The organism is Sinomonas soli (genome assembly GCF_054782415.1).
The window spans coordinates 230,664-251,279 of sequence record NZ_BAAGSN010000007.1 but is presented as its reverse complement, the minus strand read 5'-3'; the positions used below and the strand labels follow the sequence as shown (position 1 = coordinate 251,279).

21 protein-coding genes are annotated in these 20,616 nt (G+C 72.2%); 12 read left to right on the top strand and 9 right to left on the bottom strand.

The window, feature by feature from the left end; genetic code table 11:
- The first annotated feature begins 54 nt into the window (after positions 1-54).
- Positions 55-762: a Pr6Pr family membrane protein gene (locus ACYVKZ_RS08840; protein ID WP_460991777.1), complete on the top strand. Its 708-nt coding sequence runs from the start codon at positions 55-57 to the stop codon at positions 760-762.
- An 81-nt stretch (positions 763-843) separates the two neighbouring features.
- Here ACYVKZ_RS08840 and ACYVKZ_RS08835 read toward each other — a convergent pair whose 3' ends face one another.
- From ACYVKZ_RS08835 to ACYVKZ_RS08825, 3 genes are all read right to left on the bottom strand, one after another.
- Positions 844-1,296: a LapA family protein gene (locus ACYVKZ_RS08835; RefSeq protein ID WP_460991776.1), complete on the bottom strand. Its 453-nt coding sequence runs from the start codon at positions 1,294-1,296 to the stop codon at positions 844-846.
- The gene (locus tag ACYVKZ_RS08830; protein ID WP_460991775.1) at positions 1,293-1,799 is read right to left on the bottom strand and encodes a PRC-barrel domain-containing protein; all 507 of its coding nucleotides are present in this window, start codon (positions 1,797-1,799) and stop codon (positions 1,293-1,295) included. The genes ACYVKZ_RS08835 and ACYVKZ_RS08830 overlap by 4 nt, the downstream gene beginning before the upstream one ends.
- A 158-nt stretch (positions 1,800-1,957) precedes the next feature.
- The gene (locus ACYVKZ_RS08825; protein WP_460991774.1) at positions 1,958-3,859 is read right to left on the bottom strand and encodes an FAD-binding monooxygenase; all 1,902 of its coding nucleotides are present in this window, start codon (positions 3,857-3,859) and stop codon (positions 1,958-1,960) included.
- Positions 3,860-4,101: 242 nt separating this feature from the next.
- On the opposite strand from ACYVKZ_RS08825, the gene ACYVKZ_RS08820 reads away from it, so the two are divergent.
- A complete protein-coding gene (locus ACYVKZ_RS08820; RefSeq protein WP_460991773.1) occupies positions 4,102-4,938 on the top strand; it encodes an SDR family NAD(P)-dependent oxidoreductase in 837 nt (278 codons plus the stop codon).
- 106 nt (positions 4,939-5,044) lie between these two features.
- Here ACYVKZ_RS08820 and ACYVKZ_RS08815 read toward each other — a convergent pair whose 3' ends face one another.
- On the bottom strand, positions 5,045-6,046 hold the full coding sequence (locus tag ACYVKZ_RS08815; protein WP_460991772.1) for an aldo/keto reductase family protein: 1,002 nt from the start codon (positions 6,044-6,046) through the stop codon (positions 5,045-5,047).
- Between the two features lie 154 nt (positions 6,047-6,200).
- Positions 6,201-7,457, bottom strand: a complete 1,257-nt coding sequence (locus tag ACYVKZ_RS08810) for a DUF2254 domain-containing protein (RefSeq protein ID WP_460991771.1) — start codon at positions 7,455-7,457, stop codon at positions 6,201-6,203.
- A 234-nt stretch (positions 7,458-7,691) separates the two neighbouring features.
- On the opposite strand from ACYVKZ_RS08810, the gene ACYVKZ_RS08805 reads away from it, so the two are divergent.
- Together ACYVKZ_RS08805 and ACYVKZ_RS08800 are read left to right on the top strand one after the other, a co-directional pair.
- On the top strand, positions 7,692-8,483 hold the full coding sequence (locus ACYVKZ_RS08805; protein ID WP_460991867.1) for a tryptophan 2,3-dioxygenase: 792 nt from the start codon (positions 7,692-7,694) through the stop codon (positions 8,481-8,483).
- A 9-nt stretch (positions 8,484-8,492) separates the two neighbouring features.
- Entirely contained in the window at positions 8,493-9,773 is a 1,281-nt protein-coding gene (locus ACYVKZ_RS08800) for a kynureninase (protein ID WP_460991866.1), read from the top strand.
- Positions 9,774-9,911: 138 nt separating this feature from the next.
- On the opposite strand, the gene ACYVKZ_RS08795 is transcribed toward ACYVKZ_RS08800, so the two are convergent.
- Both ACYVKZ_RS08795 and ACYVKZ_RS08790 read right to left on the bottom strand, forming a co-directional pair.
- Positions 9,912-10,250, bottom strand: coding sequence for a YnfA family protein (locus ACYVKZ_RS08795; protein WP_460991770.1), 339 nt, complete (start codon positions 10,248-10,250; stop codon positions 9,912-9,914).
- Between the two features lie 31 nt (positions 10,251-10,281).
- Positions 10,282-11,220 (bottom strand): alpha/beta hydrolase, encoded by a 939-nt coding sequence (locus ACYVKZ_RS08790; protein WP_460991769.1) that lies wholly within the window; start codon positions 11,218-11,220, stop codon positions 10,282-10,284.
- Positions 11,221-11,244: 24 nt separating this feature from the next.
- Between ACYVKZ_RS08790 and ACYVKZ_RS08785 the strand changes: the two genes are divergently transcribed.
- The 3 genes from ACYVKZ_RS08785 to ACYVKZ_RS08775 are packed head-to-tail and all read left to right on the top strand — an operon-like array spanning position 11,245 to position 12,866.
- Entirely contained in the window at positions 11,245-12,132 is an 888-nt protein-coding gene (locus tag ACYVKZ_RS08785; RefSeq protein WP_460991768.1) for a class E sortase, read from the top strand.
- Between the two features lies 1 nt (position 12,133).
- Positions 12,134-12,298 (top strand): hypothetical protein, encoded by a 165-nt coding sequence (locus ACYVKZ_RS08780; RefSeq protein WP_460991767.1) that lies wholly within the window; start codon positions 12,134-12,136, stop codon positions 12,296-12,298.
- Between the two features lie 19 nt (positions 12,299-12,317).
- Positions 12,318-12,866 (top strand): DUF6993 domain-containing protein, encoded by a 549-nt coding sequence (locus ACYVKZ_RS08775; protein ID WP_460991766.1) that lies wholly within the window; start codon positions 12,318-12,320, stop codon positions 12,864-12,866.
- A gap of 41 nt (positions 12,867-12,907) precedes the next feature.
- Here ACYVKZ_RS08775 and ACYVKZ_RS08770 read toward each other — a convergent pair whose 3' ends face one another.
- Entirely contained in the window at positions 12,908-13,624 is a 717-nt protein-coding gene (locus ACYVKZ_RS08770; RefSeq protein ID WP_307007466.1) for a CPBP family glutamic-type intramembrane protease, read from the bottom strand.
- Between the two features lie 337 nt (positions 13,625-13,961).
- On the opposite strand from ACYVKZ_RS08770, the gene ACYVKZ_RS08765 reads away from it, so the two are divergent.
- Both ACYVKZ_RS08765 and ACYVKZ_RS08760 read left to right on the top strand, forming a co-directional pair.
- The gene (locus tag ACYVKZ_RS08765; protein ID WP_460991765.1) at positions 13,962-15,695 is read left to right on the top strand and encodes a DUF4012 domain-containing protein; all 1,734 of its coding nucleotides are present in this window, start codon (positions 13,962-13,964) and stop codon (positions 15,693-15,695) included.
- Between the two features lie 78 nt (positions 15,696-15,773).
- Complete coding sequence (locus ACYVKZ_RS08760; protein ID WP_307007464.1) at positions 15,774-16,334, top strand: hypothetical protein; 561 nt, start codon at positions 15,774-15,776, stop codon at positions 16,332-16,334.
- Between the two features lie 88 nt (positions 16,335-16,422).
- On the opposite strand, the gene ACYVKZ_RS08755 is transcribed toward ACYVKZ_RS08760, so the two are convergent.
- Positions 16,423-17,400 carry a multidrug DMT transporter permease gene (locus ACYVKZ_RS08755; RefSeq protein ID WP_460991764.1) on the bottom strand — a complete coding sequence of 326 codons (978 nt, stop codon included), beginning with the start codon at positions 17,398-17,400 and terminating at the stop codon, positions 16,423-16,425.
- Between the two features lie 217 nt (positions 17,401-17,617).
- On the opposite strand from ACYVKZ_RS08755, the gene pcaH reads away from it, so the two are divergent.
- The 3 genes from pcaH to ACYVKZ_RS08740 are packed head-to-tail and all read left to right on the top strand — an operon-like array spanning position 17,618 to position 20,556.
- The gene (gene pcaH / locus ACYVKZ_RS08750; RefSeq protein ID WP_460991763.1) at positions 17,618-18,436 is read left to right on the top strand and encodes a protocatechuate 3,4-dioxygenase subunit beta; all 819 of its coding nucleotides are present in this window, start codon (positions 17,618-17,620) and stop codon (positions 18,434-18,436) included.
- Positions 18,426-19,016, top strand: a complete 591-nt coding sequence (pcaG, locus tag ACYVKZ_RS08745) for a protocatechuate 3,4-dioxygenase subunit alpha (protein WP_460991762.1) — start codon at positions 18,426-18,428, stop codon at positions 19,014-19,016. The genes pcaH and pcaG overlap by 11 nt, the downstream gene beginning before the upstream one ends.
- A 19-nt stretch (positions 19,017-19,035) precedes the next feature.
- The gene (locus tag ACYVKZ_RS08740; RefSeq protein ID WP_460991761.1) at positions 19,036-20,556 is read left to right on the top strand and encodes a lyase family protein; all 1,521 of its coding nucleotides are present in this window, start codon (positions 19,036-19,038) and stop codon (positions 20,554-20,556) included.
- Positions 20,557-20,616 lie beyond the last annotated feature (60 nt).

The window sequence follows — 20,616 nt, the reverse complement described above, 5'->3', positions numbered from 1 at the left end:
CCCACAGTACTTTCGTCTCTGGGCCCCGCCCCCCAGCCGGAGCACACTGGGGCGATGCACGGGACACCGACCCTGCTCCCCTCGGGAGCCCATGCCCCCGGGGCACAGCATGCGCTGGATCCGGACCGCCTCTGGATCCGCCTCGCACGCGCCCTGGTGGGGGTCGCGGCGCTGGTTGCCCTCATCCAGAAGACCCTCGATGCGACCCTGCCGACCAACGACGTCGACGTCCCCCAGCTCTACTCCGAGTTCACGGTCCAGTCCAACCTGGCAGCAGCGCTCCTCCTGATCGGCTCGGCGGCGTGGCCCCGCACCCGCCTCCCGCGCTGGTGGGACCACCTCTTCGGCGCCCTGGCCTTCTACCTGGTCATGACGGGCATCGTCTACGTGGTGCTCGTGGCGCCGCCCGAGGAGCCATGGTGGACGCTCGACCTGTACTGGCCGCAGATGATCCACCACCGGATCGTCCCGCTCGTGATGGCCCTCGACTGGATCCCCGTCACCCGGACCGTCCGCGGCCGCTGGTGGCGCCCCCTGGCCTGGATGGCGTACCCGGCGGCGTTCCTCGCGTTCTCGTGGATCCGCGGAGGGATCGACGGCTGGTACGTGTACACCTTCCTCGATCCGACGCTCGACGGCGGCTGGCCGGCCGTGCTTGTGACCACCGGCGAGGTGCTGGCCGCCTTCCTCGTGGTGGCCGTCCTCATCCACCTCGCGGGGAACGTCCGAGCGGCGCTCGCCGGCGGCGGGAGGCGGCGCTGACCCCGCAGCACGCGAGGAGCGGCGGCGCCTCGTCCCCGGCCGGGCCGGCCGTCAGCCGCCCAGCCCTCAGCGGGCCGGTCCTTAACGGGCCGGAGGCGTGCTGCGCCGGGCCCGGCGGGCGGCCGCGCGGAGCTGGATGATCCGGATGGCCCCGGCGATCGCCACGAGCACCCCGCCGGCGACCGCCGCGATGAACAGCGCCAGGCCCAGCGGCACCGGCCCGATCAGGCCGAGGAAGTGGACCTGGACCATGTCCTGGTTCTGGATGAAGAACACCACGAGCAGGATGAACACCACGAGCCCGGCGATGACCGCGGTCCAGGTGGCCCCGGCGCGGGACACGCCCTGCCGGCCAGGCTGCGCCTCGGGCGCTCCGGAGGGCCGCGCCTCGGGCGCTCCGGAAGGCGGGGCCGAGCCAGGCCGGGCGGCGGGGCGCGCTGGCGAGGGGTTGCCGATCGGCTGGCTCCCAGGAGCCCGTCCATCGCCGGCGGGAGGCCCGGTCACGTCCTGTCCCTCAGTGGGATCCGTGCTCATGAGGACTCCTTGTCCTTCTCGACCGGGGTGCCGTCGGCGGGCGTGGTCCGCACCGGGATCGGCTGGTTCATGCTGGTTCCCAGCGGGTGCCTGCGGAGGCGGCCCTCCCGCAGCTGCTTCCCGACCGGGCCCTCCTGCAGGGCCACCTCGTTCTGCGCGCGCTCGGTGTCCGCCAGCGCCGTCGGGGCGGAGCGGCCGTAGTGGCGGTAGAGGCGGTCCTCCTCGCCGGGTTCGAGCCGCTCGTCCGCGTCCACCCCGGGGGCGTCCTTGACGTGCTCCTTCGTGTAGGGGACCACGAGGTTCTCCTCGGCGATCCTCGCCCCTTCGAGGGGCACGAAGGACTCCTTGGTCCCGAAGAGCCCCGTCTTCACGGTGACCCATGTGGGGACGTCGGTCTCGTCGTCGAGGTAGAAGTCGCCGATGCCGCCGATCTTCTCCCCGTCCTGGGAGACCACGTCCCCGTGGCCGTCCTTGAGGTCCTCGAGGTCTGCGTTGGTGAGCATCGCGGTTCCTCCTTCACCACACGGCGCTTCCTGTGGTGCGGCTTTTCCCCCTCGGTGCTGGAGGGAAACATTCCGCGGACGACGACGGCGCGGGGCCGCCTCCCGTACGGAAGGCGACCCCGCGCCGTCGTGCTTCGCGATGCGGCCGGTCGGCCCGCTCAGACCTGCGCGGCCGTGCGGCCCTTGAGGACGCCGGCGAAGAACGCGCCGAGCTCGTCGGTGGCCGCGAGGGGCAGGACGTCGGCGACGTACTGGTCGGGACGGACCACCACGACCACGCCGTCGCGGTCGATCCCGCGCTCGGCGAAGATGTCGTCGTCGGCCAGGGTGCCGAAGACGTTCTCGAGGTCGTTCAGGCCGAACTCGCCGACCTGGGGCTTGAAGACGGCGGGGACGTCGTTCAGGTCGAAGGAGCGGTGGTCCTGCTGGTAGACCACCTTGACGTCGAACCACGCGTTGCGGTCCAGGCCGTCCGGGGTCGCGACGACCGGGGAGGCCGGGTCGGTGGCGAGCCAGTCCGCGAACTTCGCGAGCGTCGAGTCGGGCGTGCCGGGCTTGGCGGCATCGGCGAAGACGTAGATGCGCCAGCGGCCGTCCGCCGCGGCAAGATGGCCGAGGTGGAGCGGGTTCGTGTCGCAGATCCGGGCGGCGCGGGCCGACTTGAAGCGCTTGCCCACCGGGAACCCGGTGGCGAGGGCCTGGTGCTTGGGAGCGCCCACGATCATGGACTCGGTGTACTCGGTCATGAATCCGGCGGGGAACTCCGCGGTGCGCACGTAGAAGTCGGCGAGCTCCTGGGGGTTCTCGAACTCCTCGGGCTTCTTGGCCATCATCGAGGACCAAGTGCGGTCGAAGTCGATGAGGTTCTGTGCGATGACCTGGCGCTCGGCGGTGTAGGTCGACAGCAGGCTCTCGGGGCTGCGGCCCTCGAGGACGTGGCCGAGTTTCCATCCGATGTTGAAGCCGTCCTGCATCGAGACGTTCATGCCCTGGCCGGCCTTGGCGCTGTGGGTGTGGCACGCGTCGCCGGTGATGAACACGCGGGGGGTGCGGGTGCCGGCGAGCTCGGTCGGGACGTCGTCGAAGCGGTGGGTCACGCGGTGGCCCACCTCGTAGACGCTGTTCCAGGCGACGCTCTTCACGTCCACGCTGTACGGGTGGAGGATCTTGTTCGCGCGGGCGATGATCTCCTCGAGCGGGGTCTGGCGGATCTTGCCGTGGTCGTCGTCCGGCACCACGCCGAGGTCCACGTACATGCGGAACAGGTAGCCGCCCTCACGCGGGATGTGCAGGATGCTGCCGCCGTCGTGGGACTGGATGGCGCACTTGGTGCGGATGTCCGGGAAGTCCGTATTCGCCAGGACGTCCATGACGCCCCACGCGTGGTTGGCGCGGTCGCCGCTCATCTCGCAGCCGATCGCGTCGCGCACCTTGGAGCGCGCGCCGTCCGAGCCGACCACGTACTTGGCGCTGATGGTGCGCTCCTGGCCCTGGTTCTCGGCGCCCGAGCCGACGATCCGCACGGTGACGGGGTACTCGCCTTCGCCGATCTCGAGGCCGAGGAACTCCCAGCCGTAGTCCGGGGTCATCCGGGTCGGGGAGTTCCGCATGACGTCGGCGAAGTAGTCGAGGACGCGGGCCTGGTTCACGATCAGGTGCGGGAACTCGCTGATGCCCATCTCGTCGTCGACCGCGCGGGAGGTGCGCACGATGTTGTGCGGGTCCTCGGGATCCGGGCTCCAGAAGTTCATCTCGGTGATGTGGTACGCCTCGGCGATGATCTCGGGTGCGAAGCCGAACGCCTGGAAGGTCTCGACGCTGCGCGCCTGGATGCCGTCCGCCTGGCCGATCTCGAGGCGGCCGGGGCGGCGCTCGATGATGCGCGTGGTCACGTCCGGGAACTGGGAGAGCTGCGCGGCGGTGATCATGCCGGCGGGGCCCGTGCCGATGATCAGGACGTCGACCTGGTCGGGGAGCTCCTCGGGGCGGTTGAGGCCGACGCCCGCGGCCGGCTGAACCTTGGGGTTCGTGGAGACGTAGCCGTGATGGTGGAACTGCACGGGTTTCCTCACTTCTCTGTGGGGTGGCGACCACTCGCCATCGCATTGCCTGTCCGATATCTTGAGTGTTCGATAATGGAACACCGTGTTCTAATATCGCTCACAACGATGGTACGCGAGGAGTGGGGCGCGCCACAAGGCCGGGCAATGGACCCCTCCGGCCGCCCCCCGTGCCCTCTGGCAGGGGTCTCGGATCCCAGACTTCGCGCTGCGGAAGGACGGCGCTCGGATACCGTGTGCGCATGCCTGAAGTTGCGCTCGTCACTGGGACCTCGTCCGGGATGGGGCTGCACGCCGCCGTCGAACTCGCCCGCCGCGGCCTGACCGTGGTCGCGACGATGCGGGACACCACGCGGGCCGGGGCCCTCCGAGCGGCGGCCGAGGCGGCCGGCGTCGTGCTCGACATCCGCGCCCTCGACGTCGTGGACCACCCCGCCGCGGAGGCCCTCGTCGCTGCCGTGGCCGCCGACCACGGCCGGATCGACGTCCTGGTCAACAACGCCGGGAGGGGCTGCGTCGGGACGGCCGAGCAGCTGCCGATGGACGTGGTCCGGGACCAGCTCCAGGTCAACTACCTCGCGCCCGTGCACCTGGCCAAGCTCGTCCTGCCCGGCATGCGGGAGCGTCGCCACGGCCGCATCGTGACCGTGACGAGCGTGGGCGGCGCCGTCGGCCAGCCGTTCGCGGACGCGTACTGCGGGGCGAAGTTCGCCGTCGAGGGCTTCATGCAGTCGCTCGCGCCCGTCGTCGAGCCCTTCGGCGTGCGCGTGAGCGTCGTCGAGCCGGCCGCGGTGGCGAGCGAGTTCGTCGCGAACGTCGAGCGGCCCGCCGATGTCGGCGCGTACGGCGCGCAGCTCGACGCCTACCTCGCGCGCACCTCGGGCGCCTTCGCCGGAGCGCAGACCGCAGCGGAGGCCGGGGCGGCGATCGCGGACGCCGCGACCTCAGCGGACTACCGCTTCCGCTGGCAGACTTCCGAGGCCGCGGTCCGCTTCGTCGGCGCCTCGCTCGCCGACCTCGACGGGGAGCGCGTGCTCGGGGTGACCCGGCCCTGGATCGCGGGCAAGCCGGGGGCCTGAGGCGGGCTGGGGCGCAGCGCGGCCGGGCGCACGACGGCGTGCGGTCACCGCCGGTGCGCGCCCTCGCCTTCCGCACCGGCCGGCTCACCCGCCTGGCTTGCGCCCGTCACCCCCGGTGCAGGACCCCTTCCCGGGCGTTGGGTGCAAGCCTCGGTCCGCGGACCGGGACGTCGCCGAGGGCCTCGTCGATCGCGCTGAGGACGTCCGCGGACAGCTCCACCCCGGACGCGGCCGCGTTCGCGTGCACCTGCTCGGGGCGGGACGCGCCGGTGATCGCGGAGGCGAGCTCGCTGCGGCGCAGGACCCACGCGAGGGCCATGGTCGGCAGGCTCATCCCGGCGCTCTCGGCGATGGGGACGAGGCGCTGCACGGCCTCGAGGACTGGGTCGGACAGCACGAGGTCCTTGGCCATGTTCATGGAGTCGTTGGCGAAGCGGCTGTCCGCGGGGATGTCCTGGCCGGGCCTGTACTTGCCGGTGAGGACGCCCTGCGCGAGCGGGGACCAGACGATCTGCGAGATGCCGTTGGCCGCGCACAGCCCGAAGACCTCGGCCTCGGGCGCCTGCCAGAGCATCGAGTACTGCGGCTGCGAGGACACGAAGAGGTCCGGCCCGGCGATGTCGATCGCGGCCTGGATCTGCTCCGGGGTCCACTCGCTGAAGCCGAGGTAGCGGGCCTTGCCCTGCTCGACGACCTTCTGGAAGGCCTCGACGGTGTCCTCGATCGGCACCGACGTGTCGAAGCGGTGGGCCTGGTAGAGGTCCACGTAGTCCGTCTGCAGCCGCGAGAGCGAGGCGTCGATCTGCTTGGCGATCTGCGCGGGGGAGAGGCCGGACTCCGCCGGGTCGTCGGACATCTGGCCCATGACCTTGGTCGCCAGGATGTAGGAGTCGCGAGGATGAGCCGAGAGGATGTCGCCCCACGCGGTCTCCGACGCCCCGCGCCCGTAGACGTTCGCGGTGTCGAAGAAGTTGATGCCGGCGTCGAACGCGGCCTCGGTGCAGGCCTGGGTCTGCTCCTGTTCGATGCCGCCGGAGAAGGTGAGCCACGAGCCGAGGGAGATCTCCGAGACTTCGAGGTCCGAACTGCCGAGCTTGCGGTAGCGCATGGTGGTGCTCCTTGGGGATGGGCGGGCTGTCCCTCCCGTGTCTACGCCGTTTGGGCGATGGAGGGAAGACGCAGGGAGGATGCCGAGAAAAGCAGAGCGCACGACGCGCGGGCGGCCGCGCACGCAAGGGCCCTCCGCGGTCTGCCCCCGGGAGTCAGGCCAGCGCTGCCAGGACCGCGGCCCCTTCCGCGAGCAGGGGCTCGCGGTCCGCAGCCTGGGGAACCATGCGCCGGACGTCGTCGCGGAGCGTCTCGACGTAGCGCCGGACGACGGTGCGGTGGTCCTCCCCGCTGAGCGATCCGACATCGCGGCATAACCGCAGGAGAGCGCGCACCACGCGCGGCTCGTTGGCCCCATAGCGGCGCACCTGGCCGAGGGCGAGCTCCAGGAGGTACTCGAAGTCCCGCGCGGGCACGTGCAGCCGTACCAGTCCCTGCCGGTCCTTCACGGCGTAGGGGCCGTGCTGCCGGACGGTGAGGGCGGCGAGGATCGAGGCCAGATGGTCCACCGCCTGGTTCGCCGTGTACGGGTCGTTCACCGCGGGCGAGAGCGCCTTGGACGCGATGTCGGCGAGCTGGCGGATGCCGAAGGCGATGTCCTGCTCGAGGGTGCGCTCGTACCCGACCCTGACCGTTCGCATGAGGGCCCGGCGCAGCTCGGCCCGAGACTGCGGATCGAGGGGACGGTGGCCGGTGCTGTCCGTGTACCAAACCCACGCGAGCGGCGTCCCGGCGATGACGTGGCGTCCGACCATGGGCACGATCCGGCCGCTCAGTCCCCTGGCCTCCAGGGCCCCAACGAGGGCTTCGGCATGGATTGCCTGGACGTACCCGGACCGCGTCGCCGACAGGACGGCAGCGTCCTCGGGCGGCCTAGGGAGGCTCATCTGCGGATCTCCCGCTATGAAGGAGCGCTCAAGCACCGCCAGCGTCGCCTTCTCGACGCCCTTCATCACCTGGTCGATCTGGATCGAATGGGCGAGGTGATGCACGAAGAAGACGAGCATGACCATGCTGACGAACAGAAGGAACAGGGCGCCGCTGACGGCGAGGCGCGGGTAGGTCTCGACGCGCTGCCCGCTGGCAATGCCGACGGTGTACAGCCCTGCCGTGCTGTAGGCGAAGGTCGCGACGAAGATGCTCAAGGTGAGCTGATTGGGGATGTCGCGGAGGAAGTTCCTCAGCAGCCGCGGGCTGAACTGCGTCGACGCGAGCTGGAGAGCCACCACCGTGAGGCCGAGCACGAGGGCGATGACTGTGACCATGGTGCTGGCGATGCTCACGAGGAGGTTGCGCGCGTCGTCGGACGTCCCCTGGAACAGGAGGACAGCGAGCGGAGAGGCGGGATCGACGAGGACCGAGGACAGTCCGGCCCCGACGATGAGCGCAAGGATGACCGCAGCAGTCGGCATCGCCCAGAGCGCACCGGCCAAGTATTCGCGGACCGCCTCGCGCCTCACAGTGGACACTGTCGGACCGCTGCCCCGCATCGGTCAAGATGGGCGGTGATTCGGCACCGGCCGCTCCCGCTACGATCGTGTGACGGCCCCCACAAGGGGCCGACCACGAACATCAGGCAAGGAGAACCCGTGGCCAACGGCGTCCGCGACATCGAAGAGTCCATCCGCACCGACTTGCGCGGCGCGATGACTTACGGCAGGTACCTCGACCTCGAGCGGCTCCTGCACGCCCAGCACCCGGTGAGCGCCCCCGAGCACCACGACGAGATGCTGTTCATCATCCAGCACCAGACCTCGGAGCTGTGGCTCAAGCTCATGCTCCACGAGCTGCGCGAGGCCCGGGCGCGCTTCGCCGCCGACGACCTCGGTATGGCCCTCAAGTGCCTGGCCCGGGTCAAGGCGATCCAGAAGCAGCTCACGGACCAGTGGACCGTCCTGGCCACCCTCACCCCGCGCGAGTACGCACAGTTCCGCGGCTTCCTCGGCAACGCCTCGGGGTTCCAGTCGTACCAGTACCGCGCCGTCGAGTTCATCCTCGGCAACAAGCACCGGCGCATGCTCGAGGTCTTCAGCTCCGAGCCCGAGGCCCAGGCCCTGCTCGAGGGGCTCCTCTCGGAGCCGACGGTCTACGACGAGTTCCTGCGAGCGGTCGCCCGCGCCGGCTACGCCGTGCCGGCCGAGATCCTCGAGCGTGACGTCACCCAGCCTTGGACCCTGCAGCCGGCCCTCGTGCCGGTGTTCCGGCAGATCTACGAGTCCGACGACGCCCCGTGGGGCCTCTACGAGGCATGCGAGGCGCTCGTGGACGTCGAGGACAACGTCCAGTTCTGGCGCTTCCGGCACCTGCGCACGGTCCAGCGGACCATCGGGTTCAAGACGGGCACGGGCGGGTCCTCCGGCGTCGGCTTCCTCCAGCGCGCCCTGGACCTGACGTTCTTCCCCGAGCTGTACGCCGTCCGCACCGAGATCGGAGCCTGAGCCGTGAGCATGGACGCCTCCGAGTACGACGCCGCCCTGGCCGCCGCCGCGGGCGACCTCACCGCCGCCGCGCTCGACGCCGCCGATCCCCTCGCGCGGTTCCTCGACCGCTTCCTGCGCCCTGCCGGCCCGCACGGCGAGGCGGTCGTGGCCTACCTCGACGGGAACTCGCTGGGCCGTCCGCTCGCCGAGACCCCTGCGAAGCTCGCCGAGTTCGTGGCCGGCCCGTGGGGCGAGCGGCTCATCCGCGCGTGGGACGAGGAGTGGATGGACGAGCCCACGTCCGTGGGCGACCGCCTCGGCGAGGTGGTGCTCGGCGCGGCCGCCGGCCAGACGATCGTCGCGGACTCGACCTCCGTGCTGCTCTACAAGCTCCTCCGCGCGGCGCTGGACGCGCAGGCCGCCGCGGGGGAGGGGCGCACCGAGATCGTCCTCGACCGCGACAACTTCCCCACCGACCGGTTCATCGTCGAGGGCATCGCCGCCGAGCGCGGCGCCCGGATCGTCTGGATCGAGGCGGACCCGCTCACCGGGGTGCGGCCCGCGGACGTCGCGGCGGTCGCGGGGCCGCGCACCGCCGTCGTGCTCCTCTCGCACGTGGCGTACCGCTCGGGGTTCATGGCCGACGCCGCCGCCGTCACCCGGGTGGCGCACGACGTCGGGGCGCTGATCCTGTGGGACCTGTGCCACTCGGCCGCCTCCGTGCCCGTGGAGCTGGATGCCTGGGGCGCGGACCTCGCGGTCGGCTGCACGTACAAGTACCTCAACGGCGGCCCCGGGGCGCCCGCGTTCGCGTACGTCCGCTCCGACCTCCAGGGTCGCCTCCGTCAGCCGATCTGGGGGTGGATGGGGGCCGCCGACCCGTTCGGCATGACCCACGCCTACGAGCCGGCCGGCGACGTGCGCCGCTTCATCACGGGCACCCCGCCGATCCTCGCGATGCAGCCGCTCAAGCACATGCTCGAGCTCGTCGCCGAGGCCGGCATGGACGCGGTCAGGGCCAAGTCCGTGGCCCTGACCGAGCGGGCCATCGCCCTGCACGACGCGCTCCTGGCCCCGCTCGGCGTCGAGCTCGCGAGCCCGCGGGATCCGGCGGAGCGCGGCTCGCACATCACCGTGGACCACCCGCGCTTCCGCGAGGTCACGGCGCTGCTGTGGGAGCAGGGGGTCATCCCCGACTTCCGGCCGCCGCACGGGCTGCGGATCGGGCTCTCGCCGCTGAGCACCTCGTTCGCGGAGCTGCAGGCGGGCATGGAGGCGATCCGCGACGCCCTCGGGGACCTCGCCTGACCCTCGGGCTGGGGGAATGACAGGGACATGACCCCTCAGCGCAGGGACATGACCCCTCAACGTTGAGGGGTCATGTCCCATTGTTGTGGGGTCATGTCCCTGCGTCGGGGAGTCACCTGCGCGCGCTCGAGGGGTCACCTACATCCCGGAGCGGGGGGCGAACATGATCACGGCGACCCCGGCCAGGCACACGAGCGCCCCGAGGACGTCCCACCGGTCGGGGCGGAAGCCGTCCACCACGATGCCCCACGCGAGCGACCCCGCCACGAACACGCCCCCGTAGGCCGCGAGGACGCGGCCGAAATTGGCGTCGTCCTGGAAGGTGGCGACGAACCCGTAGATCCCGAGCGCAATGACGCCGAGTCCGGCCCACCACCACGGCCTGCCCTCGCGTACGGCCTGCCACACGAGCCAGGCCCCGCCGATCTCCGCGGCGGCGGCGAGGACGAACAGGACGGCGGTCTTCAGGATGCCCACCCGCCCATGATGCCCCAGCGCCGACGCGGCCTCAGCCGAGCAGCTCCTCCGCAAGCGAGCGGCACAGTTGGTACGCCTCGTGGCCGGGGTCGATCACGGCCCGGTGGTCGCCGGTGGTCACGTGCAGCACGGCCGGGTCGCCGGCCGCCCGGGCTGCGGCCACATAGGCCTCGGAGAGGGCGAACGGGACCGCCTCGTCGTCGCGCGAGTGGACCGCGTGGACGGGCACCCCGACCGGCAGCGCGCTCATCGGGTCGGCCAGGGCGAACGCCCGCGCGAGCTCTGCAGAGTCGGTCGACGCCCCGCCCATGAGGTTCCGTGCCGCGTGGTTGCTGAGTCCGCGGGCCTCCGCTTCGGCGAGGCTGAGCACGCCCGCCTGGCTCACGACGCCGCTCAGCGCCACCCGCGGCCCCTCGCCCGCCGATCCTGCCGCGCCCGCCGATCCTGTCGGCCCCGCGCCGGGCGCGCCCGCGGGGAGCCGGTGGCGCCCTGCCGCCCAGACGGCGAGGTGCCCGCCGGCCGAGTGTCCCAGGCCCACCACCCGCCCGGCCGAGAGCAGCCCCGCGAGCCGCGCGGCGTCGTCGTCCGCGAGGACTCCGAGGCCCGCCACGTCGGCGAGCCGGTCGATCCCGGCGGCGACGTCGAGGAACGTGGCCGGCCACCCGCCGTCGCCCGCGGTGCGCGTGCCGTCCGGTCCGTCCGCGGCCGCCCGCCGGTACTCGAGGTTCCACGCCGTGATGCCGTGTGCGGCGAGGTCCCGGGCCACCGGGACGCCGAGCTCTGCCGTGTACTTCTCCCGCCAGTACCCGCCGTGGATCACGACCGCGACCCCTCGCCACCCGCCGTCGTCGCGCCCGCCGCCGGGTCCGGGCCGCGCGCCGGGCTGCGCGCCGGGAGCCGGGAGGTACAGGTCGCCCCACTGGTCGGGATGGGGGCCGTAGGGAATGCGGACGGGATCGGGCGTGGCCATGGTCCTCACGGTAGCCCCGCCCGCATGGCCCCGGGCACGAGCGGCGCGGCCGAGCTTGTATCCTCGAAGGGCTGGGAGCGGAAGCTGTGGGGGAGGAACGTGGCGGCGAGACGCGGTACGGCAGACCGGACAGGGCTGCTCAAGGCCCTCGGAGTGACCGGAGAGCTGCTGATCACATTCGCGGTGATCATCGGCCTGTTCATCGTCTGGTACGCGTACGTCAACCCCTGGGTGGTGGGGCTGCGCCAGGACAAGGTCGCCGCCGAGCAGAGCAGGCAGCTCACCCAGCAGCTCAGGGCCAAGCCGCAGGCGGCCCCCCAGACGGCCCCGGCACCCCGGCCCTCGGGCGGCGCCGCCGGCCCGAAGGCCGCTCCGGCAGCGGCCACCATTCCGGTCGCCGCCGAGCCCCCCGCGGTGGCTGACACGATCGGCGTCATCTACATCCCGCGCCTCGGCGACGGCTGGCGCCGCATCGTGCGGCAGTCCGTGGACACGGAGCGGGTCCTCAACAGCGTCACGGCCGGCGTGGGCCACTACACCGGGACGGCCATGCCCGGCGGCCAGGGGAACTTCGCCGTGGCCGCGCACGACATCGGCTACGGCAACAGCTTCCTGAACCTGAGCAAGCTCCGCCTCGGCGACAAGGTCTACATCCAGACCTCCCTCGGCTGGTACACGTACACGTTCCGCAACTTCCAGTTCGTCCAGCCGGACGCGATCGACGTCCTCAACGCCGTGCCCACCGTGCCCACCGTGTCCGGCGCGGCCGCGCGCGAGCGGTTCATCACCCTGACCACGTGCTACCCGGCCATCTTCCCGCCGCTCGAGCGCCTGGCCGCCTACGGCACCTTCGTGGGCTTCGACACGGCACCGCCCGCGGAGCTCGCCCCCATCCTCGCGAAGGACGGCTGACATGTACCGAGCCCTGTGGAGGTCCCTGCCCGGTCCCACCCTCGTCCGGGTCCTGGTCCTCGCACTGATGGTCGCGGTGCTCCTGGTCGTCCTGGACCAGTGGGTCTTCCCGTGGCTCGCCGCGACCTTCGTCGACGACCAGGCCACCGTCGGCAGCGGCGCGTGAGGGCGGCATGGATACTCGGATGAAGAACCTCGTGTGGGCGGCCGTGCTGGCGGTGCTCCTGGCGGTCGGCGGCGTCGGGCTCGCGGGCGCGCTGCAGGGACTCGACCTCGGGGCGGGGGCCCGCGGCTCCGCCGCGGGATCCACGGCAGCCCCCACCGCCCCGACCGGGGCCGGGACGCCCGCCGGCAGTGCGCCGGCCACCCCGGCTCCCACGCCCTCGCCCGCGCGCACCCTGAGCCGGTTCGACCCGGGCGCCCCGGCGGCGGAGAACCTCGAGGCGTTCACGCGGGCCCTGGACGGTGCGGCGCGGTCGGCGTCGTCCTCCTCGGTCGACGCAGCGACCCTCACCGGGGCGCTGAAGGCCGCGGGCTTCGCGCCCTCGGCGATGCAGCGCAGCGCGGACCAGACGAGCGCCAACCTGCAGGCCCCCGTCCTCACCGTCGCGGTCCGGGTCGGCGGGGACTGCCTCGTGGGGCAGTTCGTCAGATCGGACGCGAGCATCTCCACCGAGGTCGCGGCGCCGGTCGCCCAGGGGACCTGCCTGATCGGGCGCCAGCCGAAGGCCTGATCCGCCCCCCCGGCCCCGTAGCTACTCGGCACGCGGCTGGGTCAGACGGCCCAGGTCAGCAGGACGCCGAGCCCGTTGAAGACCACGTGCCCCACGATGGCGCCGCCGAGCCGCCGGGTCGCGGCGGCGACCGCCCCCGCGAGGAGCGCGAAGAGGAACGTCGAGACGCCGGTGAGCACCGCCTCGCCCGGGGTCCCGGCCAGCAGCAGCGCGTGGACCAGGGCGAACGCGGCCGCGGTGATGACGACGGCGGTGGCCCACCTGGCCGGGGCGGAGAGCCGGCCGAGCGCGCCGGCCAGGGAGCGCAGCACGAGCCCGCGGAAGTAGGTCTCCTCGAGGACCGGTGCGATGACCACGGGCGCGATGATCCCGAGGGCGACCGCCTGCACGCCAAGGCCGCCGATCGAGCTCAGGGTGGGCTGGGGCGCCAGACCGGTCGATCCGGTGGCGGCCATCCGGACGAGGGCGTCCGCCGCGCGGGCGAGGCACCCGATGCCCACGCCCCACAGGAGGTCCATCGGGCGGAAGCGCAGCCCGAGGAAGGCGGCCGCATCGCGCAGGGTCTCCCCGGCGAAGCTCAGGGCCAGCCCGAGGACCAGCGGGACCCAGACGAGCACATACGCGGCGACCCCCAGCAGGGCGGGGTCGAGGCGGGCGGCTGCCGCAGCCTCCACCGTCCAGCCGCACAGCACCGCGGCGACCAGCCCGAGCCCAGCCCACACGAGCCGCGGCACGCGGCGGCGCGTCTTCGTGACCATGGTCCTCCACTCACAGGGCGGCACGAGGGCCGTCATCGCGGGCATCCGGCGCCCGGCGGCGCACGGATCGAAGGCTATCACCGGGCCTGTCACGGCGGTCCCGTAGGATGGCGGTGCCGAAGGTCGCCGCCACGGCAGGATCGCCGGGACCGGGGCGTTCGCTGCCGTGTGGCCCAGGGGGAAGGACCAGTCGTTGCGCCGGAGAAGGTCGTCGTCAGAGGCGCACGCCGAGGTTTCCGCCGAGAGCGGCCTACGGCGCGCGGACGGTTCGCGCTCCGGCCGCCGCCTGCGCTGGCCGCGGGGCCGGAAGGGGGGGTGGGCAACGGGCGCCGCAGTCGTGGTGCTGCTCCTGCTCGCGTGCTGCGCCTGGCTCGGGGTGCGCGCGTTCCTGGCCCAGAAGGAGATCGCCGAGGCCCAGCGACTGGCCAAGGTGGTCCAGACCCAGGTGGTGGCGGGCCAGGGCGGCGACGCCCAGGACTCCGCCCGCCAGTTCGCCGCCCACGTCGACGCGGGCCGCTCCTACGTGGATGATCCGATCTGGAGCCTCGCGGGCCACGTGCCGTTCGTCGGCAGCAACTTCTCGACGGTCTCCCAGCTTGCGGACATCCTCGGCACCGTCACGCATCAGGCGGTGCTGCCGCTGGCCGACGTCGCGGGAACCCTCAGCCCCGCCAGCCTGAAGCCGTCGCACGGCGCCGTGGACCTGAAGCCGGTCACGGCCGCGCGCCCCGCGATCGTCCAGGCCGACAAGGCGCTCCAGGACGCGTCCGCCCAGCTCGCGACGCTCACGCCCGGGAACGGGACCCTTCCCCCGGTCCGCGACGGGCTCGAGCGCTTCAAGACCGTGGTGGACGAGGCGGCGCAGCAGGTCTCCGCCGCAGACACGGCCACGAGCGTGCTCCCCGCCATGCTGGGCAGCGACGCCCCGCGCACGTATCTGGTGCTCTTCCAGAACAACGCAGAGCTGCGGGCCACGGGAGGCATCCCCGGCGCTGCCGCCGAGGTCCGGGTGGACCACGGGAAGATCTCGCTCGGACGGCAGTCGGCGGCCAAGAACATCGGGTCGTTCCAGGAACCGGTCCTGCCGTTGTCGGACCAGACCCAGGGCCTCTACGAGCCGATCACCGGCCAGTACTTCCAGGACGTGAACCTCACCCCGCAGTTTCCCCTGAGCGCCCGCCTCGCCACCGAGATGTGGCGACGCCAGTTCGGGCAGAAGGTGGACGGAGTCTTCTCCCTCGACCCCGTGGCCCTCGGCTACCTGCTCAAGGCGACGGGGCCGGTCAAGCTCCCGGGCGGGGAGACGATGGACAGCGGCAACGCCGTCAAGCTCCTCCTCAGCGATGCCTATGCCGACTACCGCGTGGTGCAGCAGAAGGACGAGTTCTTCGCCACGGCCGCCGCGGCCGTGTTCCAGAAGGTCGCCGCCGGAGGCTTCCAGCCGAAGGCCATGCTGGATGCCCTGGGCCACGCGGCCTCGGAGCGGAGGCTCCTCGGGTGGAGCCCGAACCAGCAGGAGCAGGACGCGATCGCGGCCGCGGACCTCTCCGGCTGGCCGCCGGCCTCCAGCTCCTCCAAGGAATCCTTCGGCGTGTACCTCAATGACGCGACGGGGGCCAAGATGGACTACTACCTCCGCGAGGCCTACCGCGTGGGCGGGGCCATGTGCCGCCAGGACGGGAGGCCCACCTGGCAGGTGGAGGTGACGCTGACGAGCACAGCCCCGGCGGACGCGGCCACGGCCCTTCCGAGATATGTGACCGGCGGCGGCGTGTTCGGGGTCCCGGCGGGAGTTGTGAAGACCCAGGTGAATGTCTACGCGCCCCAGTCCGCCGTCTTCCTCGGCGCCTGGAAGGATTCGAAGCCGCTCAATGTGCATCGCGACGCCGACGGCGGATACCCCGTCGCACAGACCTACATATCGCTGGCCCCCGGTGCCTCGACGACCCTACGCCTCCAATTCCTGGGTGACGAGCACGCGGAAACAACGCCGGGATTGATTTCGACACCAACTGTTAATAAGCCCGCCTTTTCTCAAGCGGCCCTTTCATGCAAAGATGTAGGTCGGTAACGTGTCCGTGTAGCGCCTTAGTCGCGGGCGGTTGCAGAACTGACTGTTAACTATCAATCCTTCTGGGGGAGCCTCGTGATGCTGAAGAAAGCCATCGCAGTCCTAGCCGTCGCCTTTGCGGCGCTGGTCGCTGCGCCGTCCGCCGCCAACGCCGCCTACGTCGTGAGCAACAACATCACCGTCGCCGGCGATGCGACGCCCGGCGGCACCGTGACCGTCAACTTCGCTGCCGGCTCCTTCGCCCCGAACGAGGAGGTCAGCGCCTCCGTGACCGGGAACACGGCAGTGACCCTCTCGGTCGTGAAGGCCGCGGTCACCACCCAGTTCACCAAGCAGGCCTCCGCCACGGGTGCCGTGTCCTTCAACGTCACCCTTCCGGCCGACGCCTCGGGCACCTACACCCTGACCGCCAAGGGCCTCACCTCGGGCAACGTCGGCACCGCCACCATCACGGTTGTCCCGGCCAGCGTTGCCAACACCGGCACGAGCGCCTCGATGGGCAACGCCGGTGGCGCCGCCCTGGCCGAGACGGGTGCCTCGCTCCCGATGCTCATGGTCTGGATCGGTGCCGGCGCCCTCGTCCTCGGCGTCGCGATCGTTGCGACCCTCGGCTTCGTGCGCAAGCAGCGCCGCGCCTGATTTCCTCGCGCGGAACGACCCGGCGGCCTTCTGGCCGCCGGGTCGTTTTCTGTGTGGCGGCCCTACGCGTCCCGTTTCCCCGTGCCCGTCATCCTTCCCCGGTCCGGCCGCCTGTCGCGGCGGACCGGCGCCGGCCCGCGGGCCTCGCGAGCAGCCACACGCCCGCCACGGCGGCGGCTCCGGCGGCGAGGAAGCCCGCAAAGGCGGCCGGCGGGGCGGCGTCGGCCTCGCCGAGCACGGCGATCCCGAGGCCGACCGCCGTCATCGGGTCGACGACGGTGAGGCCGGCCACGACGAGCTCGTCGCTGCCCCCGGCGTGGGCCTTCTGGACGAGCCGGGCGCCGATGACGACAGCGACAGCGAGTCCCGCCACGCCGACGATCGAGAGCCACGCGAAGTCCCCCTGCACGAGCCGGCCCATCACGGCCTTCACGAGGGTCGCGACGAAGCCGTAGAGCACACCGGCCGCGGCCGTTGACAGGGTGGCGTTGGGACGCGAGCGGTTCCGGGCGCTGACGAAGAGCCCCGCGCCGACCGCCACGGCGAGGAGGACCAGGATAGTGCGCAGGTGCGCGTCGCTGATCTCGACGTCCTGCGCCGAGGCCGAGGCCACGGCGACGAACGCGGCGATGCCGGCAACGCTGAGCAGGATGGCCGCCGTCTGCCGGCCGCCGGGTGCCTGGCGCGACCCGCGGGCGTTGGCGAGGGCCGTCACCACGAGCGCCGCGGCGCCGATCGGCTGGACCACCATGAGGGGAGAGAACCGGAGGGCCGCGAGCTGCAGCAGCACGGCAGCCCCGAGCATCGCGCTCCCGGCGAGCCAGACGGGCCTGCGCGCGAGGGTCCGCAGGCTCGTCTCACGGGCGCCGTGGGCGCCGACCCCGCGGCCCTGGAAGATGGTCCCGAAGGCCAGGAAGACGGCGCCGAGCAGCGCGATGGGGATCCCGAACCAGTGGGTCGAGGAGAAGACCTTCGCCGCGTGGCCCATGGCCACGGCTCCCGTCAGCATCTGCCTCCAGTACCCGCAGGGCAGGGCGGCGAAACGGGCGCACTGCAGCGCATCCATCGACTTCTTCCGTTCATCGGAAGTTCTATAGATCACATCCGGGGCCGGTCCTACATTGGCAGGACGGCCCCGCACGTCCTCGGCGGCACATCGTGTTCGCATGTCGAACACTTGTGCAGGATGCGAACATCGCGCTACTCTGACAGAGGATGCCAGGCGAAGTGCGGGGCACTCTGCTGAGAAACGACTCTGCAAGGAAGCTAGAGGAGGAGAGCCCATGGGCGAGCCCGTCAAGTCATCGGACGCCGCGGCTGACAATCAGGCGATCGTCAGCCAGGAGATCCGGGACATCGAGGAGTCCTACAAGGCCGGGCGCGCCGCAGGGGCACCCGCCGAGACGCAGCCCCGCGTCGACTACGCCCCGTACCGCAGCTCGATCCTGCGGCACCCCACCAAGAGCCTGCACCACGCCGATCCCGAGACGATCGAGCTCTACAGCCCGGCGTTCGGCCACCAGGACGTGCACGCGCTCGAGTCGAACCTGACCATCCAGCACAACGGCGAGCCGCTCGGTGAGCGCATGGTGCTGCGCGGCAAGGTGCTCGACGGCGACGGCCACCCCGTCGCGGGCCAGCTCGTGGAGATCTGGCAGGCCAACTCGGCCGGCCGCTACATCCACAAGCGCGACCAGCACCCCGCCCCCATCGACCCGAACTTCACCGGCGTCGGCCGCTGCATCACCGGCCCGGACGGCTCCTACGAGTTCCTCACCATCAAGCCCGGCGCCTACCCGTGGAAGAACCACCTCAACGCGTGGCGCCCGGCGCACATCCACTTCAGCCTCTTCGGCTCGGAGTTCACGCAGCGCATCATCACGCAGATGTACTTCCCGGGCGACCAGCTGTTCCCGCTCGACCCGATCTACCAGTCGATCGTGGACCAGGATGCCCGCGATCGCCTGATCGCCAAGTACAACCACGACCTGACCTCGCCCGAGTGGGCGCTCGGCTACGAGTGGGACATCGTCCTCACCGGCCCGAAGCGCACCTGGACCGAGAACGAAGCCTACGGAGAGCAGGGCGACGATGAGCACTGAGAACGTGAACAGCACGAAGACCAGCCTGACCGAGACCCCCGCGCAGACCATCGGCCCGTTCTACGGCTTCGCGCTGCCGTTCGAGAAGGGCGGGGAGCTCGTCCCGCCGGGCTCCCCGGACAGCATCACGCTGCACGGCACGGTGCTGGACGGCCACGGCGAACCGATCCCGGACGCGCTGCTGGAAATCTGGCAGGCGGACGCCAAGGGCAACGTGGTGGCCGAGACCGGTTCGCTGGTCCGCGACGGCCGCACGTTCACCGGCTGGGGCCGCGTCGCGGTGGGCAACACGGGCAAGTACGTCTTCACGACCGTCAACCCCGGACCCACCGAGCCGGGCAAGGCGCCGTTCATCGCCGTGACCGTGTTCGCCCGCGGCCTGCTGAACCGCCTGTTCACCCGCGTGTACCTGCCCGAGGACACCGAGGCCCTCGCGAACGACCCCGTCCTGTCCGCCCTCGAGCCTGCACGCCGCAAGACGCTCGTCGCAGAGCGCCTCGCCGACGGCTCGCTCCACTGGGACATCCGGCTGCAGGGCGAGGACGAGACCGTGTTCCTCGACTTCCACGGCCAGGCCTAGCCGGGGCGAGGAAGACACGATGACGGTCCCCGCCCCCGGCCCCGCCAGCGATCCAGCCAGCCCCGCCGGCGATCCGGCCGGCCTCGCCAGCCTCGACCCGGCCGACGTCGGCCTGCTCGCCCCTGTCTGGGCCTCGCCCTCCGTGGCGGCCCCGACGGGCGACGCCGCGCTGGTCGCCGCGATGGCCGACCTTGAGGCGTGCTGGGCCGAGGCGCTCGAGGCCGCCGGCCTCGCCGGCCGGGGCGCGGGAGCCGCCGTGCGGTCCGTGGTGCGGGCCGCCGCCGGCTCCCTGTCTGGGCCGCTCAGCCCGGCCCGGCTCGCCGAGGCGGGCCAGGGCGGCGGGAACCCCGTCATCCCCCTCGTGAAGGCGCTGCGGGCCGCCGTTGCCGATGCGGACCCTGACGGTCCCGGGAAGGGCGCCGTCCACCAGGGCCTCACGAGCCAGGACGTGCTCGACTCGGCGCTGCAGCTCGTGGGCCACCGCGCCGTGGTAGGGATCGCAGCAGACCTCGCGGCCGCCGCAGACGCCCTCGCGGACCTCGCGGCGCAGCACCGGGATACTCCCCAGGTGGCCCGCACCCTCGCGCAGCACTCCCTCCCCTCGAGCTTCGGGCTCAAGGCCGCCAACTGGCTCCAGGGCATCGCCCACGCCGAGGCCCGGCTCGCCGCGCTCCGCTTCCCCGTCCAGTGCGGGGGAGCGGCGGGCACCAACGCCTCGCTCGTCGCGCTCGGCGCCGAGCCCGCCACACTGGCGGCCGACTGGGCCCGCCGCGCGGGCCTGGACGCGGCCGTCGCGCCGTGGCAGTCCTACCGCGGGCCCGTCACCGACCTCGCCCACGCCCTCGCCGCCGCCTGCACGGCAGCCGGCCACGTGGGCAACGACGTCATGCTCCTCTCGCGCCCCGAGATCGGGGAGCTGGGCGAGCCGCTCGCCGCCGGGCGCGGCGTCTCCTCGGCCATGCCGCAGAAGCAGAACCCCGCCCTCTCGACCCTCATCCGCTCCGCCGCGCTCCAGGCCCCGGCCCACGCCGCGCAGGTCGAGCTCGCCGCGGCCCTGGCCGAGGACGAGCGTACCGGCGGCGCGTGGCACACCGAGTGGCCCGCCCTCCGCACCCTCCTGCGCCTGGCCTCGGGCGCGGTGGCCGCCCTGCGCGAGCTCGCCGAAGGGCTGCGGGTCTTCCCCGAGCGCATGCGCGCCAACCTCGCGCTCTCCGGGCCGCTCCTGACGAGCGAGCGGCTCATGCTCGAGCTCGCCCCCGTGGCCGAGGGCGGCCGCGAGGGCGTCCAGTCCGCCGTCGATGCCGCGATCGGCGCGGCCAGGGACGGCGCCGGGCCCGACGAGCAGGCGAGGGTCCTGCGTGAGGCGCTGCGCGGCGTCGTGCGCCCGGAGACCGTGACCGACTCCCGCCTCGACGAGCTGCTCGATCCGGCGGGCTACCGCGGCGACGCGGCCGGGATCGTGGACCGCGTGCTCGCCGACTACGACGCCACCGCGGCCCAGCTCCGCGAACCGCTGCGGGGCCAGCTCCGCAGGGCCTGACCCTGCACACGCTGAGACCCGCTCCACGACATCCAGTGACACCTGAAGGAAAGGACCAGC